Here is a 16,196-nt window from a genome sequence, read left to right on the forward strand (position 1 = left end):
TCGGCCAAAGCACCTCAGCATGAGGGCAGTGGGTGAGGTTGCCCTCTCCAATACCGGACCGACGCTGAATGCGACCATGTAGGAATGCTTGGCGATGATGCAGGCCGCAGGCCGCAACCCTCACCACCATGAGAGCCGAAGGAGGTGCCACACAAAGGGCACAACAGAGCAACCCTCATCCCTCATCCTGAGCTTGTCGAAGGAGAGGTGCCCCGCAGGAGCCTCGAAGGGCGAGGGTTGCGGGCTCAAGGCAGGAGTGCGCGGCGGATGCTTCGAGGCTTTGTCCTTCGGCCAAAGCACCTCAGCATGAGGGCGGTGGGTGAGGTTGCCCCTCAGGCCTAATCCCGCCGGAACAAAATACTAGCACCCCAGCCCGTCACCACCGCCAGCAACACACACAAAAAGCCATAAACCACCGGCGTCTGGTGTGCCGCATCCGTTATCGCCTGCTCCATGCCCGTTTTCACAACGCGCAGCCGCAATTCCTTTTGTGCAATCGGCAGGCCGCTCTTGAACAGATAGGCGCGGGCCGTGTGGACGCCGTTGGGCACGTTGGCGGGCAGGCGCAGGGTGGCCCAGAACAGGCCGGTGCGCTCCAGACGAACACCCGTCGTGTCGTTGCGGTAGATGCCGCTCGACAGTTTCAGGCGGCGATAGGCATCCTGGAAGTCGTAGACATTATCAGGCACGCCGGAGAAGACGGCGCTGCGCAGCGGCAGGTGGTCCACGCCAAGGCCCATGGCTTTCAGCGTGCCCGCTGTCGCGATGGTGTCGATGCTGCGCGTGCTGGCCATGGAATAGGATTCCGGCAGCGGCGCGAAGGTAATCGCACTGGTGTTGATCCAGATACCCGCTACCCGGCTTTTCTTGCGCACGGTGGAGTAATCGTTCGGGCCCTCCAGCGTGACCACGATGTCGTATTGGCCGATGGCCAGCAGCAACTGGTCGGCATTGTTCAGCGCGCCGAACATGGTGAAATCAGCGCCGCGAAAATCCGACGCGATGGAGATTTCTGTGGTTGATGCGCCGATCTCGATGTTTTCCTGCAAGGTGCGGGTCTGCCCGCGCGCATCCGGCAAAATCGCAAGCGGTGGCGTTTGCGCCTGGGCGGCGCTACAGCACAGGCCGAAGATGGCAGCGATGAGGGCGGCACGGATCAATAGCCCAGCCCTCCGACAGCCACCGAAAACAGGTCTTCCGGTCGCACCACCAACCCGATGGCAAGACGGATGCCGACGGCCAGAACCAGCAGCGCCAGCAAAGCGCGCAACTGTTCGCCGCGCAGCTTCTGCCCCACGCGCACGCCATATTGCGCGCCGATCACGCCCGCCAGCATCAGAATGAAGGCCAGCACGATATCGACGGAATAGTTCGTCGCTGCCTGCACGATGGTGGTGTAGGCGGTAACGAAAATGATCTGGAACAGCGAGGTGCCGACAACGACATTGGTGGGAATGCGCAAGAGATAGATCATGGCGGGCACCATAATGAAGCCGCCGCCCACACCCATGATGGAGGTCAAAACGCCGATGCCGAAACCCAGAACGATGATGGGAATGACGCTGAGATAGAGCTTCGATTTCTTGAACCGCATTTTCAGCGGCAGGCGGTGCACCCAGTTGTGGTGGCCGGGGCGGCGCAGGGTCACCGTTTCATTGCGCGCCGTGCGGCGAATGGCCGAGATGCTTTCCTTGAGCATCAGTGCGCCCACGGTGGAAAGCAGGATGACGTAGAGCAGCGAAATGATGAGGTCGAGCTGGCCCACGCTGCGCAAAAGCGTAAACAGCCACACGCCAAGCGTCGCCCCGCACAGGCCGCCGATCAGCAGCACCGATCCCAGCTTCACATCCAGCGTGCCGCGCCGGAAATGGGTGATCGAACCCGAGACGGAGGAGGCGACGACCTGGTTTGCGCCAGTTGCCACGGCAACGACAGGGGGAATGTTGTAGAAAATCAGCAGCGGCGTGATCAGAAACCCGCCGCCGACGCCAAACATGCCGGACAGAAATCCCACAGCCGCGCCCATGCCGAGAATGATGAAGATATTCACCGAAAGTTCCGCAATGGGCAGATAGACAGTCACATCAGGACCTCTGGCATGGTTCCGTGTAGAAAAGGCAAAGCGCCGTCAAGGCAGGGCTTGCGGCGGTTGGGCGGTCTATGTCTGAGAGGCGAAGGCCTTGGCCCTCCGACCTGACATCGGTCATGCCCGTGGTGGGCATGACTGTAAATTATTCAACGGCAAATACGTTGATAATTAGGAAAGATCGGGTCCGGCTGAAATTACTTGTTGCGCGCCAGCAACGCTGTGACCAGCTCGTCGGTAATGCGGCCATCCGGCGTCTGGCCCACGGACTTCTGGAAGTTCTTGATAGCCGCCACCGTCGCGCGGCCCAGCTTGCCGTCCGGCTCGCCCGCTTTGAAGCCATTATTGTTGAGAATGGCCTGAATGTTGCGGATCGCCTTCTGCATATCGACGGACGATGTCTTGACCTCTTCGCCGCCGGTCCATTCGGCCGGCGGGTTGACCGAGTTCGCTTCGTCGTTGAGCGGCGTCACCTGCCATGCATCCACCTTGGCCTTGGCGCTGGCCAGTTGTTCAGGCCGCATGGCCTTGGCAACATCGTCGCGCTTCTGACCGGCATCGGCATCGCCATCACGAGCGGCAATCGCGAACCACTTGTAGGATTCTTCTAGGCTTTGGGGCACGCCGCTGCCGCGGGCATAGAGAATGGCAAGGTTGAACTGGCTGTCACGGACGCCAAGGTTGGATGCCTTGATGAACCAATCACCGGCAGCCTTGAAATCAGGAGCACCGGCAGCATCGGAAGCCAGAAGCACGGCCAGATTATGCATGGCCCCGGCATTACCCTGGTCAGCCGCCATCTGGTAGTAGCGCTTTGCTTCGGAAAGGTTGCGCTCTACGCCGTTGGCCTTCTCATACATGTTGCCAAGGCGGTATTCGGCCGGTGCCAGACCACGGTCTGCGGCCAGCTTGTACCACTTGGCGGCCTCGGTGCGGTCGGCAGCAACGCCGCGACCATCGGTAAAGCGCGCGCCGATTTCAAACAGGGCCTGCCTGTCACCCTTGACCGCAGCATCCGCCAGTGATGGCGGCGTGATCCCTGCGGGAACGGCAATGATCTCTTCCAGCTGCAACGGCTGCTGCTGGGCTTGTGGCTGTGCCTCGGTTGCCTGTGCGGCAGGTCGCAGATCGGCAATATCGGTCCCGGCGGATGGCGCGGGAGCTTCTACCGCTGGCGTTTCCTCGGGCATGGGTGCCCCGCCAACCTGCCTCGTGTCGATGTCAGGCGCGACCCGGTCGGCATCGGCCTGCATGCGCTCGCCTGCGGCGCGCGCACTTTCGTCCATCGCTTCGGTGGAGGGCTCGGTCACGGCTGGCGTGACGGAGGCTGGCACGGTGACGGCTGCCGCTGGCGCGACCGGCTTTGCCTGCGTGGGCAGAACCGGCAGCGTCGACATGTCGCTGCTGGCCTTCGGTTCAGTCGTTGCAGCAGGAGGCGTGGTTTCGCCGCCGACGAACGACTTGATCGCAGGCATGGCCATCATCGCCAGAAGAATGGCGCCGATGCCCAGAAGCAGCGGGCGGCGGTAGCGGGAAAGCGCTGAACCTTCCTTCTGCTCGACACCCTTGCTGCGCGATGGGCGCGAAGTGATGCTTCTGTCCGGTACGCTTTCCTGCGCTGCGGCCTGCGCTGCACGGCGGGCGGCGGCAATGAAGTCGGCGCGGTTGTCGCTCTCGCCCGTACCGGCGCGAGCCGCTGCCGTCTGGCTGGCGCGCACGCGTTCCAGAATTTTCTTGATGTCGGGCGCGCCGGAACCGGGCTCCAGCAGTTCTGTTTCGATGTCGGCCTGCAGCACATCGACAGGGTCGAGCGCAGGTGCCGGGTCGATCTGGGTGCGGGCCGAAACCTGCTCCTGCGGTGCATCTTCAGCCTTTGCCGCGCTGGATTTGAAACGGCGCGTCAGACCGGCCAGAAGCCCGCGCTTTTCCTGCACGGCAGGCTTTTGCGCTTCTGGCGGCGTAAGCGTGTCGGTATCGACGCCAGCCTCATGTTCGTTCTGCGCGATCAGGCTCTCTTCGGGGAAGGTGGCGGCAGGCATGCGTGCATTGCCGTCATAGTCGGCCCAGTCACGGTCGGCATCTGCCGGTGCCGCTGCTGCGGGGCGCGCGCTGCCACGGCTGTCCAGATTGTCGAGACGACCGGCAATCTGCACCAGCGTTTCATGAAGCGCCTCGAAGGTGCGGTGGGTGCGCTCTTCGGTGTTGCGGCTCAAACCTTCCAGCTTGCGCAGGTCGTTGGCCAGCTCCGTCAGAATGGCGATATCGCCGTTGGTGGCCGTTCGCGCCAGATTGTTGCGCGTATGGGCTTCCAGCACGGCTTCCGCCGCCTGTCGTGCCGCTTCGATAATATACTCGTCGCTCGACGCCATATACTCTTCGATCGCGGACATGCGGTCGTTGAGCTCCGGCGACATGCCGGAAACCACAGGTGACACTGGTGCCTGCGTCTCGTCCAGCTTGGCGGCAATGTCGCTCAGCCGGTCTTCCAGCCGCTTGAAGGCGGTGTCATAGGATGGGTTTTTGACAGATGCAGGCTGCGTCTCGATCTGCTCGATGCGGCGGGCGATTTTTTCCAGACGCTCGGCCAGCTTGTCATTGACCGCACCACTGCCCAACTCGTCGATCTTGCGTGAGATATCGGTCAGAAAGCGTGTCAGTTCAGGCTGGCTGGACGGGCGCTGCGAACGCTCCAGCAACAGCGAAAGCTGATCCAGCCGTTCGCCCAGTTGCGCCACGTTGCGCTCGGCAGACAGTTCCTCAATGCGGCTGGTCAGTGCATCGAGACGAAGACCAAGGGCTTCGGAGGGCTTGTCCTTTGCGCTCGCAAGGTCGTTCAGCACGTCCATCTGCGAAGAGAGCGCCTGCAAGCGGTTTTCCAGACGCTCGGCAAGGGCCGGATCGACGGAGGGTGCCGTGCGGTTTCCGGCAGCAGCAATCGCCCGGCTGATTTCGTCCAGACGCTGGTCCAGACCGGAGAAATGCTCGCTATAGGCCTGATCGTTAGGCTGAACATGCTTGCCGATATGTTCTACGGCACTGGCAATGGTCAGAAGCTTTTCTTCCAGCGCACGCACGGTGGCATTGCTGCCGCTCATCGAACCCAGCTGGCTCTTGATGTCATCCAGCCGGTAGGCCAGCGCCACGATTTCATCCTGAAGCGGAACGGTGTCGAAGCCGCTCAACCGGTCGTCCACGCTGTTGAAGCGGCGTTCCATGCGGTGCAGGCTGTCTTCGCGAGCAACCTGATCCATCAGGCTGCGAAGCTCTTCGAATTCGCTGCGCAGAGCCTCGACATCAGGCGAGGTCGTCTCGCCCATGCGGTCGATGCTGGCGGCCAGCCGGGCGACATCCTCGCGGATGTCCTCGGCGAAATCCTGGGTTTCGGCAAAGGTGCGGATGTTGCGCAGTTCGGACCGCACGCCCTGCATTTCGCGGGCAACGCCCTCGGAAATCTCGTGCTTCAGTTCCTGACGCAGGCTGACCAGCGCTTCAGCCACTTCGCGCAACGCCGCATCACCCTGATTGGGCGCTACTGGGGTAGGGGCAGGCGGCGCACTGCGCTCGTAACGGGCCGTCGGGCGTGGCCGGGCTGGGGGAATGGCGGTGGAGGCACGGTATTCGCGCTCGCTGTAGCGGCGGTCAAGCTCCCGTTCCGCGGAAAGGTCGGTGCCACGCGGCGCTTCCGTCTGCTGGCGTTCCCAGCGGGCGTCGAGGGCCTGCTGGCGCTGGCGGATTTCATTGACGGGGTCGAAGCGTGGCTTGGATGCGGGACGTGCAGCATTGGCATTGCGCTCGGTCTCGGTCCGGGCAGGGGCTTTGTCATATGTAGGGCGCGTGGGTTTTGCACCCAGCAAATCCTCTATCCGGGCTTCCAGACCTTCGATAGTGCGATTGAGCGCATCCAGAGACGATCTGTCGCTATGCTGCTGGGAATTCGATCGCAATCCGTTCATCGTCCTGCCCGCTTCGTCTTTGCCCGATGGTGTTCCCCCTTCTGGTCGACACCGTCGAGGCGAACATAGGTCTTTTCGATTTCATTAAAGGACCCCCACGATTCCCGAAGCAGTCCCCTGAAGAGGAACAATTGACGAAGTGTGGTTAATTAATTATTAATTAGAGGTTCCTTGTTTAACGATTTCTTCAGTATTTAGCTTGTGCGAAACTTGCCAAAATGGCGAAATTTCACCATTAAATTGATTTAGAAATATCTAATTATAATTATTGGATTGACGTAATCGCTGTGCGCAAGGCTGGCAATGCACTGGTTTCATTGAATTGCGAGTTCTCTTGAGGATCGAAGCACCGCTTCGTACTCATTTAAGCCCTGCGCGCATCGCTTGCGTTAAGATTGCGCCATGCGGTTGTGTAAAAACTGCGCACCGCTTTCACGAAGCCGCAATGTTTATCGTCCAACATCCCAGCCTTCCCTGACGAAATTTTGTTCTGAAAGCCATTTGACGTTTACGCGCACGTCAAATATTGTTGGCCTATCTTGAGGCCGGACGATCTCCGGCGAGCGATGCGGAGGATCATCGGTAATGCCTGTTTACAAGGCCCCTGTTAAAGATACGCTTTTCATTCTGAACGACGTGCTCGGTATCGAGCGCTACAACAATCTTCCCGGTTTTGAAGACGCTACGCCCGATATGATCGAAGCGATTACCGGCGAAGCCGCAAAGCTGGCGGAAGAACAGCTTTTCCCGCTCAACCTGTCTGGTGACCAGCAGGGTTGCAAGCGCGCCGAAGATGGCTCGGTCTCTGTGCCGGATGGTTTCAAGCAGGCCTACGATGCCTATTGCGAAGGCGGCTGGACCGGCCTTGCCGTGCCGCCGGAATATGGCGGGCAGGGGCTTCCCTATACGCTTCACGCCGCCATCGGCGAATATATGTCATCGGCCAACCTGTCGCTGATGATGTATCCTGGTCTGACGCAGGGCGCGATCGCTGCCGTTCTGGCGCATGGCTCCGACGAGCAGAAGCAGACCTATCTGCCGAAGATGGTCGAGGGCACATGGTCCGGCACCATGAACCTGACCGAGCCCCATTGTGGCACCGACCTTGGCCTGCTGCGCACCAAGGCCGTGCCGCAGGGCGATGGTTCCTACAAGATTTCTGGCCAGAAGATTTTCATATCGGCTGGCGAACATTCCATGACCAGCAACATCATCCATCTGGTTCTCGCCCGCATCGAAGGCGCGCCCGAGGGGACCAAGGGTATCTCGCTGTTCATCGTGCCGAAGTTCCTCGTCAATGACGATGGTTCGGTCGGCGCGCGCAACGGCGTGGTCTGCGGTGCGCTTGAGCACAAGATGGGCATTCACGGCAACGCCACCTGCGTCATGAATTACGATGATGCGACCGGCTACCTCATCGGCGCGGAGAACAAGGGCCTGTCGGCCATGTTCGTGATGATGAACGAAGCCCGCCTTGGCGTTGGTCTTCAGGGCCTGTCGGTTGGCGAAATCGCCTATCAGAACGCGGTGGAATATGCCCGTGAGCGCATTCAGGGCCGCTCTCTCTCAGGCGCCAAGGCTCCGGACAAAAAGGCCGATCCGATCATCGTCCATCCTGACATCCGTCGCACGCTGATGACCATCAAGGCCTATAATGAAGCCAGCCGCGCCTTCCTCTTGTGGACCGCGCTGCAATCGGACATCGCTCACCGCGCAACCGATGAGAAGGAGCGTCAGGCAGCTGACGATATTCTCGGACTCGTCACCCCCATCCTCAAGGGCGTGCTGACCGACAAGGGCTTCGACCACGCCGTCATGGCGCAGCAGGTCTTCGGCGGTCACGGCTATATCGAAGAACACGGCATGAGCCAGTATGTTCGCGATGCGCGCATCACCATGATCTACGAGGGTGCCAACGGCATTCAGGCGCTCGACCTCGTGGGCCGCAAGCTCGGCCTCAATGGCGGCCGCGCCGTCATGGCGCTGTTCAAGGAAATCGGTGATTTCTGCGAGGAAAACCGCGCAGATGAAGCCCTGACCCTCTACACCAAGGGCCTCAAGAAGGGCTTGAACGACCTGCAGGCGGCCACCATGTGGTTCATGCAGCATGCCATGGCAAAGCCAGATAATGCCGGTGCCGGTTCGACCGATTACATGCACCTCTTCGGTTTGGTCGTGCTGGGCTATATGCAGGCGCGCATGGCCAAGGCCGCGCAGGCTGCCCTGTCTTCGGGTAGTGCGTCTGACGAGCAGTACCTCAAGACCAAGCTCGTCACCGCCAAGTTCTTCATGGAGCGTATTCTGCCGGAAACGGCGGTTCGCAAGATCCGCATTGAGGCTGGTGCCGATACGATGATGGAATTGGCTGCTGAGGCGTTTTGAGCAGAGACCCCCTCCCCCTCGTGGGGAGGGTTGGGGAGGGGTTCTTCCCAAGGTCTATGCCACTGAATTCAGGTGCGCACGCGCCGATAGGGAGATGAGAAATGACTGACGTATACATTTACGACCACGTCCGCACCCCGCGCGGACGCGGCAAGAAGGATGGTTCGCTGCACGAAGTGCCGTCCGTTCGTCTGGCCGCCAAGACGCTGGAAGCCATCCGTGATCGCAACGGGCTCGACACATCCACCGTCGATGACATCATCATGGGCTGCGTCGATCCGGTCATGGATGCCGGTGCCGTCATTGCCAAGGGTGCCGCCTTCGAGGCCGGTTATTCCACCAAGGCACCGGGCATGCAAATCTCGCGCTTCTGCGCCTCGGGTCTCGATGCCATCAATTTCGCAGCCGGAAAGGTTGCGGCAGGCGCTGACGAGATCGTCATTGCAGGCGGTGTGGAAAGCATGTCGCGCGTCGGTATGGGCATGTCCGGCGGTGCCTGGTACATGGACCCCTCGGTCAGCTTCCCGGCCTATTTCATGCCGCAGGGCGTATCTGCCGATCTCATCGCCACCAAATACGGTTTCAGCCGTGATGACGTCGATGCCTTTGCCGTCGAAAGCCAGAAGCGTGCCGCCCACGCCTGGGAAAACGGCTACTTCAAGAATTCCGTTATCCCCGTGAAAGACCAGAACGGCATCACCATTCTCGACCGCGACGAGCATATGCGTCCCGGCACGGACATGCAGGCGCTTGCCTCGCTCAACGCATCCTTCCAGATGCCGGGTGAAATGGGCGGGTTTGAGGCCGTCGGCATCATGGCCCACCCGGAAGTGGAGCGCATCAACTACGTCCACCATGCGGGCAACTCCTCCGGCATCGTTGATGGCGCCGCCGCCGTCCTGGTCGGCTCCAGGGCTGGTGGCGAAAGCATGGGCCTGAAACCCCGCGCCCGCATCCGCTCCTTCGCCAATATCGGCTCCGACCCGGCCCTGATGCTGACCGGTCCGGTTGACGTGACCGAAAAGCTGCTGGCGAAAACCGGCATGTCGATTGCCGATATCGACCTCTTCGAACTCAACGAAGCCTTCGCCGCAGTCGTGCTGCGTTACCTCCAGGCCTTCGACATCAGCCACGACAAGATGAACGTGAACGGCGGCGCGATTGCCATGGGCCACCCGCTGGGCGCCACCGGCGCGATGATCCTCGGCACGGTTCTGGACGAGTTGGAACGCCGCGATCTGAATACGGCGCTGGTCACGCTCTGCATCGGCGCGGGCATGGGCACGGCAACGGTTATCGAGCGGGTTTGATTGGGACGACGAGCATGGCGGGCTATCAAAACGAGACAAAGCGCCACTTCCAGACGAGGCAACTCGACAAGGACATGGCCGAGGCTGCTGAAGCAGCCGGTCGCGTTGCGCCTGCCCAAAGCCACGCACGGATGAAAGCAGAGGGGCGAGGACTGATTATCGTTCTTGCTCTGCTTGTCGTTCTGCTTTGCTACCTGCTCGGCGTCTTCGGTTAGCACAAGAAATTCAGGGAAGAGGAATCCCACTATGAGCACTTACACCAATTTCACCGTCGAAACAGACGCAGACGGCATCGCCCTCGTCACCTGGGATATGCCGGAAAAATCCATGAACGTCTTCACAGCCCAAGTGCTGGAAGAACTGGATGCCATCGTGGATGCCACCGTGGCGGATGCCGCCGTCAAAGGCGTGGTCTTCACATCGGGCAAGAGCACATTTTCCGGCGGCGCTGATCTGTCGATGATCAAGTCCATGTTCTCCTTCTATCATGAGGAGAAGGAAAAGAACCCGGATGAAGCCGCCAGAAAGCTGTTCGACCTCGTCGGCAAGATGAACTGGCTGTACCGCAAGCTGGAAACCAACGGCAAGCCCTGGGTGTCTGCCATCAACGGCACCTGCATGGGCGGCGCGCTGGAACTGTCGCTGGCCTGCCATGGCCGCGTGGCCTCCAATGCCAAGAGCGTCAAGCTGGCGCTGCCGGAAATCAAGGTCGGCATTTTCCCCGGTGCCGGTGGTACGCAGCGCGTTTCGCGCCTCACCGATGCGCAGTCCGCTCTTCAGATGATGACGACCGGCCAGTCGCTGACGGCCAGCCGAGCCAAGTCCATGAACCTCGTGCATCAGGTGGTGGAGCCGGATCAGCTGATCCCCGCCGCCAAGCAGATGATCAAGGACGGCCTGAAACCCGTCGCCCCATGGGATGAAAAAGGCTTCAAAGCCCCCGGTGGCGGCATCTGGACGCCCGCTGCCGCACAGCTGTGGCCCGCAGCACCGGCCATTCTGCGCCGTGAAAGCGCTGGCAATTACCCGGCAGCACTCGCAATTCTGAAATGCGTTTATGAGGGCCTGCAATTGCCCTTCGACACGGCCTTGAAGGTGGAGCAGCGTTACTTCACGGAAATCCTTCGCTCGAAAGAAGCGTTTGCGATGATCCGCTCGCTGTTCATTTCCATGCAGGAACTGGGCAAGGGTGCCCGCCGTCCGGCTGGTCAGCCGAAGAGTGATCTGAAACATGTCGGCATCGTCGGTGCGGGCTTCATGGGTGCGTCTATCGCTTATGTCACCGCCGTTGCTGGTCTCGATGTCACCCTCATCGACCGCGATGACGAAGCCGCCGCCAAGGGCAAGACCACCTGCGAAGGTCTGGTCAAGGACAGCGTCGGTAAGGGCCGCATGGCCCAGGAGGAGGGTGCCGCCATCCTCGCCCGCATCACACCAAGCTCGGACTATGCCTCGCTCAAGACCGCAAACCTCGTCATCGAAGCCGTGTTCGAAGACCGCGACGTGAAGAAGGCCGTGATCGAAGCCGTGGAAGCCGTCCTTCCCGAAGGCGCGATCTTCGCTTCCAACACCTCCACTTTGCCCATCACCGGTCTGGCGCAGAATTCCAAGCGCCCGACGGATTTCATCGGCATCCACTTCTTCTCGCCAGTCGAAAAGATGATGCTGACGGAAGTTATCATCGGCAAGGAAACCGGCGACAAGGCGCTCGCCGTGGCTCTGGATTACGTCGCCAAGATCAAGAAGACACCGATTGTCGTCAACGATACCCGCGGCTTCTTCGTCAATCGCTGCGTGCTGCGCTACATGGCCGAAAGCTATGACATGCTGATCGAAGGCGTGCCTGCCGCCATGATCGAAAACGCCGCGAAATTCGCTGGCATGCCGGTCGGTCCGCTGGCGCTGAACGACGAAGTCGCCATCGACCTCTCCTACAAAATCCTCAAGGCCACCGTCGCCGATCTCGGCGAAAAGGCCGTGGATGTCAGGCACATGGAGCTGGTCAAGACGATGGTGGAAGGCGAGGGCCGCTTTGGCCGCAAGAACACCAAAGGCTTTTACGATTATCCGGCCAAGCCCGCGAAAAAGTCTCTCTGGTCCGGCCTGAAAGGCCTCTATCCGCAGCAGAAGCCTGAGGATGTCGACATGGATGTGCTGAAACAGCGTTTCCTCGTCACCATCGCGCTTGAAGCAGCACGCACGGTTGAAGAGGGTATCGTGACCGATCCGCGCGAAGCCGATGTCGGCTCCATTCTTGGCTTCGGTTTTGCGCCCTACACCGGCGGTGCGCTGTCCTACATCGATGGCATGGGCGTGAAGACCTTCGTGGAACTGGCCGAAAAGCTCAGCCAAACCTACGGCCCGCACTTCAAGCCCACCCCGCTGCTGCAAGACATGGCCGCCAAGGGCGACACCTTCTACGGCAGGTTCGATCCTTATGGGGCTGCTGCAAAAGCAGCCTGAGACCAAAATCACGCAACCATCAGCAGGCCCTTCGGGGCCTGTTTCTTTGTCGATCTCTCTCGATATCAATCTGTAATTGCGGCACCAGTGTATAATATAAAAATTATAGAGGGGTGTTACAGGAAACGAACGTCCTGGGTCACGTTAACTCTGGTCTCAACATTCCCTATTACTTGATATTATTCTGATGACATAATAACGGCTTTTCCTTTATATCCATTTTGGCAACGGCTGGGGCACCATTGCTCATTTGATATTGCGCGCCTCGATTCCAGAGGATTTTTCCATGAAAAGAACCATCTTGGCCGCCGCCTTTGTGCTGGCGCCATTTTTTGCGCAGGCCGAAACACTCAAGTTTCCCAGCGACGCGCCCATCGCATCGGTCAAAATTCCCAATGACTGGGAACCCAAAGAAACCGAATCCGGCGTCGACGCCACGTCGCCCGATGCCGCCATCTACTTCTCCATCGATGTCGCCAGCGACAAGACCATGGACAAGGTCATCGACGACGCCATCAAGTTCTTGACCGACAATGGCGTGGAGATCGATGCCAGCACCAAGTCGGATTCCGGCGATGTCGAGATCAACGGAATGCAGTTCGGCAGCATCGAATTCGATGGCAAGGATGAAGACGGCCCGGTCGAAGTCTCCCTCGGCTTCGCCTCGCCACGCGATGGCAAGATGCTGGTAGTGACCTATTGGGGCACGAAAGCCACGCAGGACGCCCACCATTCGGAACTGGTCGGCATTCTCCAGTCGCTGAAGCCTGTCAAGTAAACGGCCATACGCTGCATGACGATACGACCTGACGCCGCAGTCAAAATGCGGTGTCAGTCCTGCTGGCTGTCCGGTTTTCGACGGACATAGCAGGTCCTCATAAAACACTGCATCCTTTTGCGCCTCTCTGCGTTTGCAAAACATCCATGATCCGGTCGCAAGATTGCGACCTACACGCACGTGAGAGGAAAATTGCATGAGGGCGCCGATCCGTTCCCATGGGTTCGACAAACCGTCAGACCTAGAAGACGAACTTTCTCAACTGGATGATGACGTGAAAGCAACGCCGACAAAAACATCCGCACGCGCCAAGCCGCCGCAAAAACCTGGCATCGATGCATCGTTGCGCCGCGAGATCGAAGACCTGCGCCGCGATATCGACACCATCCGCAAGCAGGTGGAAGAGCTTCAGGAGGCGCAGTCGGGCGCACGGCGTTCCGCGTCACCCCGCCAGAACGCATCGCGCCACAGCACAGATATCGCCAATTGGCTACCGGTCGTCCGCTCAGTCGCCATCACCTCGCTGGCAGGCCGCATCTTCGCGTCCTCCCCCGTCATGGCCCTTCTGGTCGCAGCCGTTCCCTTCGCTCTCGGTCTTTCTGCCGGGTCCAAGTAAGCACTATTCCTGTCAGATAGACTGCCTGCGGCCCGCTCAATGCGGGCCGTGTGCATATCCGCAGATGCGTTTTGTAAAAATATCTGTTTCAAAACAGATGCTTACTCAAAAAATGCAAAATAATCCAAAAATCTTTCTCAATGGCACCAAAACCGCCCGCACAATGCCCCTGCTTCCGCCACCAAACTGTATCGCGAGACAGTGAGGTGGCGGGGCTGGTGCGCAATTGTCTGGCTGTAACGTGCGGTCAGATATGTCGGGTGCCATTGGAGGGCTGACCCGCCGACCCCAGAAGGGCGTCGGGTCATCCCACCTCCTCATGTGCAGAAACACACGGGGAGGAATACATGCCTTGAAGGCAGCGCATGGTCCCGGTGTGTTGATCCGGCCAGGACGATGCGTGTTGCCTGAAGGTGTGGGTGCAGGAAATGAAATGGGGATAGCGATATCCCCGCAGTCCGAAGGCCACGCAAATGCGGATGCCAAAAGACTTACCATACCAGAGATGACCGCATTTGCGTGCTCTCTCCGGGTTAAAAGAAAAGCCAGCCACGGGTGCTCGCACCGCGTGACAGGCGAAGCATGCCAAAAATTTGGAAGGCCTGAACGACGGGAAAATCGAAGAGAAAATGCAATTTGATCATAAGCTTCCGTGACCTTTTCCCATGAAGTACAGGCCTTTCAAAGCCCATCCACGACCACCGCCAAAAAACTGTCAAAAAAGTTCAGCCAACCGCTTGCCATGGCCGAACAAGATGTTATAACCCCGCTCATTCCGGGGCGGCCAAGCTTCTCCGGCGCTGTAAAAAGCGAAGGTTCCACAAGAGCCTGTAGTGCCCGAATAGCTCAGTTGGTAGAGCAGCGGATTGAAAATCCGCGTGTCGGTGGTTCAAATCCGCCTTCGGGCACCATTTTTATTCAACAATTTTAAGTGGTTGTTTCAAATCGTGCTTTGCTTTATGTCGCGTTCGTGTTGCAGCCAATTTCCTTGATTTACGGGGGTTTCCGTTTGGTGCCGGCTACTTCATGCGACATAGAGCGCGACATGAGACATGGTCGAATCCTTCTTTTGTACTCTTTCCACGAAGCCTTCAATTCACCGTCGAGTGCTTGCACCGCTCGTTGGACAAACTTGATATTCGGCTTCCACCTGCGCCAGCATTGATTCGAAAATACCTTCCCGACTTGCTTGCTTCGTCAAGGTCTCGAAGGCCCAACCTATTTCTTCAATCCTCCCCAGAATCGTGTCCATCACCGGCTTTCCGGTTTTGAGGTACTTGTGTCGGTATTCACCGCTTAATTGATAATATATGGCGCTCGTTGTTAAGTCTCGAAACTCTGCCGTGATCTCCAGACGTGTGGCCTTATGGTGGTCGAGCCGCGAAGCTTGCTCAATCCCGAGGCCTTCCATTCGTGCCGCTCTCGCTTCATACGGAGTTTCGCACAACGCCCGTACACGGAATCCTTTGTTCTGTAAGGCAGTTCATCGCGCATTTTGATATGATCTGGATAGTTCGAGCGTAGCACCTGGAACTCTTCATCAGTCCAAAGCTTGTCGCCTTTCATCGTCGTGCCAGCTTTCGTTTCTTTGCCGAAGATCGCGTTCCTTGTGAGTTGATTTAGGTTCATAGCTGCTCCCCTGTCTGAGGCAGGCGAACCGCTTCTATGACACAACGAAGACGCCATACAGATATCCAAGATATCTGATATCCACTTCCCTTTTCTCCGTTGTCCCCGCATGCCTTGACACAGGCGTGCAGTCTGGCACGTTGCGCCTAGAAAGTGTGGGGGTTCTCATGGATAAATTTCTTCAGGTTGTTGGTTGGGTTGGTATAGGAATTGTCGTCTTTTTCCTCTTTGCCGTTATGGTGAAAGCTGGAAGAGGCGAATACGCCTTGCTTGCGTTGATGGCTTCAATGACCTGGGCCTTGCCTGCTGTCGTCGGATTCGTGATAATCGCGGCCTTTGGCAGTATGCTCTCTCAACTGAAAGCGATTCGTGCTGCGTCTGAACGCCAGGTCGAAATGTTCTCAGAGATCATGGCCGGGAGATCGCGTTCCCAATAACTCAACTTAGCAGTTGAGAAAAAACAAGTGTAACTAAAACTGGGTTGGGGGGACGAATGCCAACTTTCAAGATATGGAGGATACTTTTCACTTCATTAACAAACAACTTGGGTTGATGGATGCCCGGTTGCTTAAACTCGAATGTGAGAACATTGCCTTGAAAAATGTTGCACTAACGATGTGGTCGGTATTGGCTGATGATCATGCAAAGGAATTTTTTAAGGAACGGGCGACCGATCAAATTGAGCTCTTCACCAAGACGCGCTCGACTGTTTATGAGAATACTAGAAAATTGATTGACGGTGTAATCGAAACTACCCGTCACATTTGGATTGAGACCGATACCGGCATTGGGCATCCATTCACCGTTATCGGAAGTGGAAGTCAGACTAAGCCGCCCTTGTAAACCATCCGTCGACCAAAAACCTCGTCACAGCATAGACAGGAACGAACGGTGCGACCAACGGCCAGATGCGTGACGGACGCTAGCCATTTGCGGCGTTGGGCAACGGCCATGGACTTGGCCGCCGCCTCACTAAACT

Annotated in this window: 12 protein-coding genes and 1 tRNA gene; 9 read left to right on the forward strand and 4 right to left on the reverse strand. The window is 58.5% G+C overall.

Going from position 1 to position 16,196, the window contains the following annotated elements; all coding sequences use genetic code 11:
* Positions 1 to 338 precede the first annotated feature (338 nt).
* From QRN55_RS24185 to QRN55_RS24195, 3 genes are all read right to left on the reverse strand, one after another.
* Entirely contained in the window at positions 339 to 1,160 is an 822-nt protein-coding gene (locus QRN55_RS24185) for a TIGR02186 family protein (RefSeq protein WP_162698148.1), read from the reverse strand.
* Complete coding sequence (locus tag QRN55_RS24190; protein WP_284778568.1) at positions 1,157 to 2,083, reverse strand: sulfite exporter TauE/SafE family protein; 927 nt, start codon at positions 2,081 to 2,083, stop codon at positions 1,157 to 1,159. The genes QRN55_RS24185 and QRN55_RS24190 overlap by 4 nt, the downstream gene beginning before the upstream one ends.
* Positions 2,084 to 2,283: 200 nt before the next feature.
* Positions 2,284 to 6,039, reverse strand: a complete 3,756-nt coding sequence (locus QRN55_RS24195; protein ID WP_284778569.1) for a peptidoglycan-binding protein — start codon at positions 6,037 to 6,039, stop codon at positions 2,284 to 2,286.
* 585 nt (positions 6,040 to 6,624) lie between these two features.
* On the opposite strand from QRN55_RS24195, the gene QRN55_RS24200 reads away from it, so the two are divergent.
* The 7 genes from QRN55_RS24200 to QRN55_RS24230 all read left to right on the forward strand — a co-directional run bounded on the left by QRN55_RS24200 (position 6,625) and on the right by QRN55_RS24230 (position 14,499).
* Positions 6,625 to 8,421, forward strand: a complete 1,797-nt coding sequence (locus QRN55_RS24200; protein WP_284778570.1) for an acyl-CoA dehydrogenase C-terminal domain-containing protein — start codon at positions 6,625 to 6,627, stop codon at positions 8,419 to 8,421.
* A gap of 101 nt (positions 8,422 to 8,522) precedes the next feature.
* Positions 8,523 to 9,731: an acetyl-CoA C-acetyltransferase gene (locus QRN55_RS24205; RefSeq protein WP_284778571.1), complete on the forward strand. Its 1,209-nt coding sequence runs from the start codon at positions 8,523 to 8,525 to the stop codon at positions 9,729 to 9,731.
* A gap of 14 nt (positions 9,732 to 9,745) precedes the next feature.
* Positions 9,746 to 9,946 carry a hypothetical protein gene (locus tag QRN55_RS24210; protein ID WP_233122516.1) on the forward strand — a complete coding sequence of 67 codons (201 nt, stop codon included), beginning with the start codon at positions 9,746 to 9,748 and terminating at the stop codon, positions 9,944 to 9,946.
* A gap of 31 nt (positions 9,947 to 9,977) precedes the next feature.
* Positions 9,978 to 12,194, forward strand: a complete 2,217-nt coding sequence (locus QRN55_RS24215) for an FAD-dependent oxidoreductase (protein ID WP_284778572.1) — start codon at positions 9,978 to 9,980, stop codon at positions 12,192 to 12,194.
* Positions 12,195 to 12,480: 286 nt separating this feature from the next.
* Positions 12,481 to 12,972, forward strand: coding sequence for a histidine kinase (locus QRN55_RS24220; protein ID WP_284778573.1), 492 nt, complete (start codon positions 12,481 to 12,483; stop codon positions 12,970 to 12,972).
* Positions 12,973 to 13,168: 196 nt separating this feature from the next.
* Positions 13,169 to 13,588 carry a hypothetical protein gene (locus tag QRN55_RS24225; protein WP_284778574.1) on the forward strand — a complete coding sequence of 140 codons (420 nt, stop codon included), beginning with the start codon at positions 13,169 to 13,171 and terminating at the stop codon, positions 13,586 to 13,588.
* 835 nt (positions 13,589 to 14,423) lie between these two features.
* A tRNA-Phe gene (locus QRN55_RS24230) sits at positions 14,424 to 14,499 on the forward strand.
* Between the two features lie 185 nt (positions 14,500 to 14,684).
* On the opposite strand, the gene QRN55_RS24235 is transcribed toward QRN55_RS24230, so the two are convergent.
* Positions 14,685 to 14,999 carry a hypothetical protein gene (locus QRN55_RS24235; protein ID WP_284778575.1) on the reverse strand — a complete coding sequence of 105 codons (315 nt, stop codon included), beginning with the start codon at positions 14,997 to 14,999 and terminating at the stop codon, positions 14,685 to 14,687.
* A gap of 385 nt (positions 15,000 to 15,384) precedes the next feature.
* Between QRN55_RS24235 and QRN55_RS24240 the strand changes: the two genes are divergently transcribed.
* On the forward strand, positions 15,385 to 15,654 hold the full coding sequence (locus QRN55_RS24240; protein WP_284778576.1) for a hypothetical protein: 270 nt from the start codon (positions 15,385 to 15,387) through the stop codon (positions 15,652 to 15,654).
* Positions 15,655 to 15,727: 73 nt separating this feature from the next.
* Positions 15,728 to 16,060, forward strand: coding sequence for a hypothetical protein (locus tag QRN55_RS24245; protein WP_284778577.1), 333 nt, complete (start codon positions 15,728 to 15,730; stop codon positions 16,058 to 16,060).
* The last annotated feature ends 136 nt before the right edge of the window (positions 16,061 to 16,196 follow it).

This window comes from Agrobacterium sp. lyk4-40-TYG-31 (assembly GCF_030209855.1).
Classification (GTDB): Bacteria; Pseudomonadota; Alphaproteobacteria; order Rhizobiales; family Rhizobiaceae; genus Agrobacterium; species Agrobacterium vaccinii.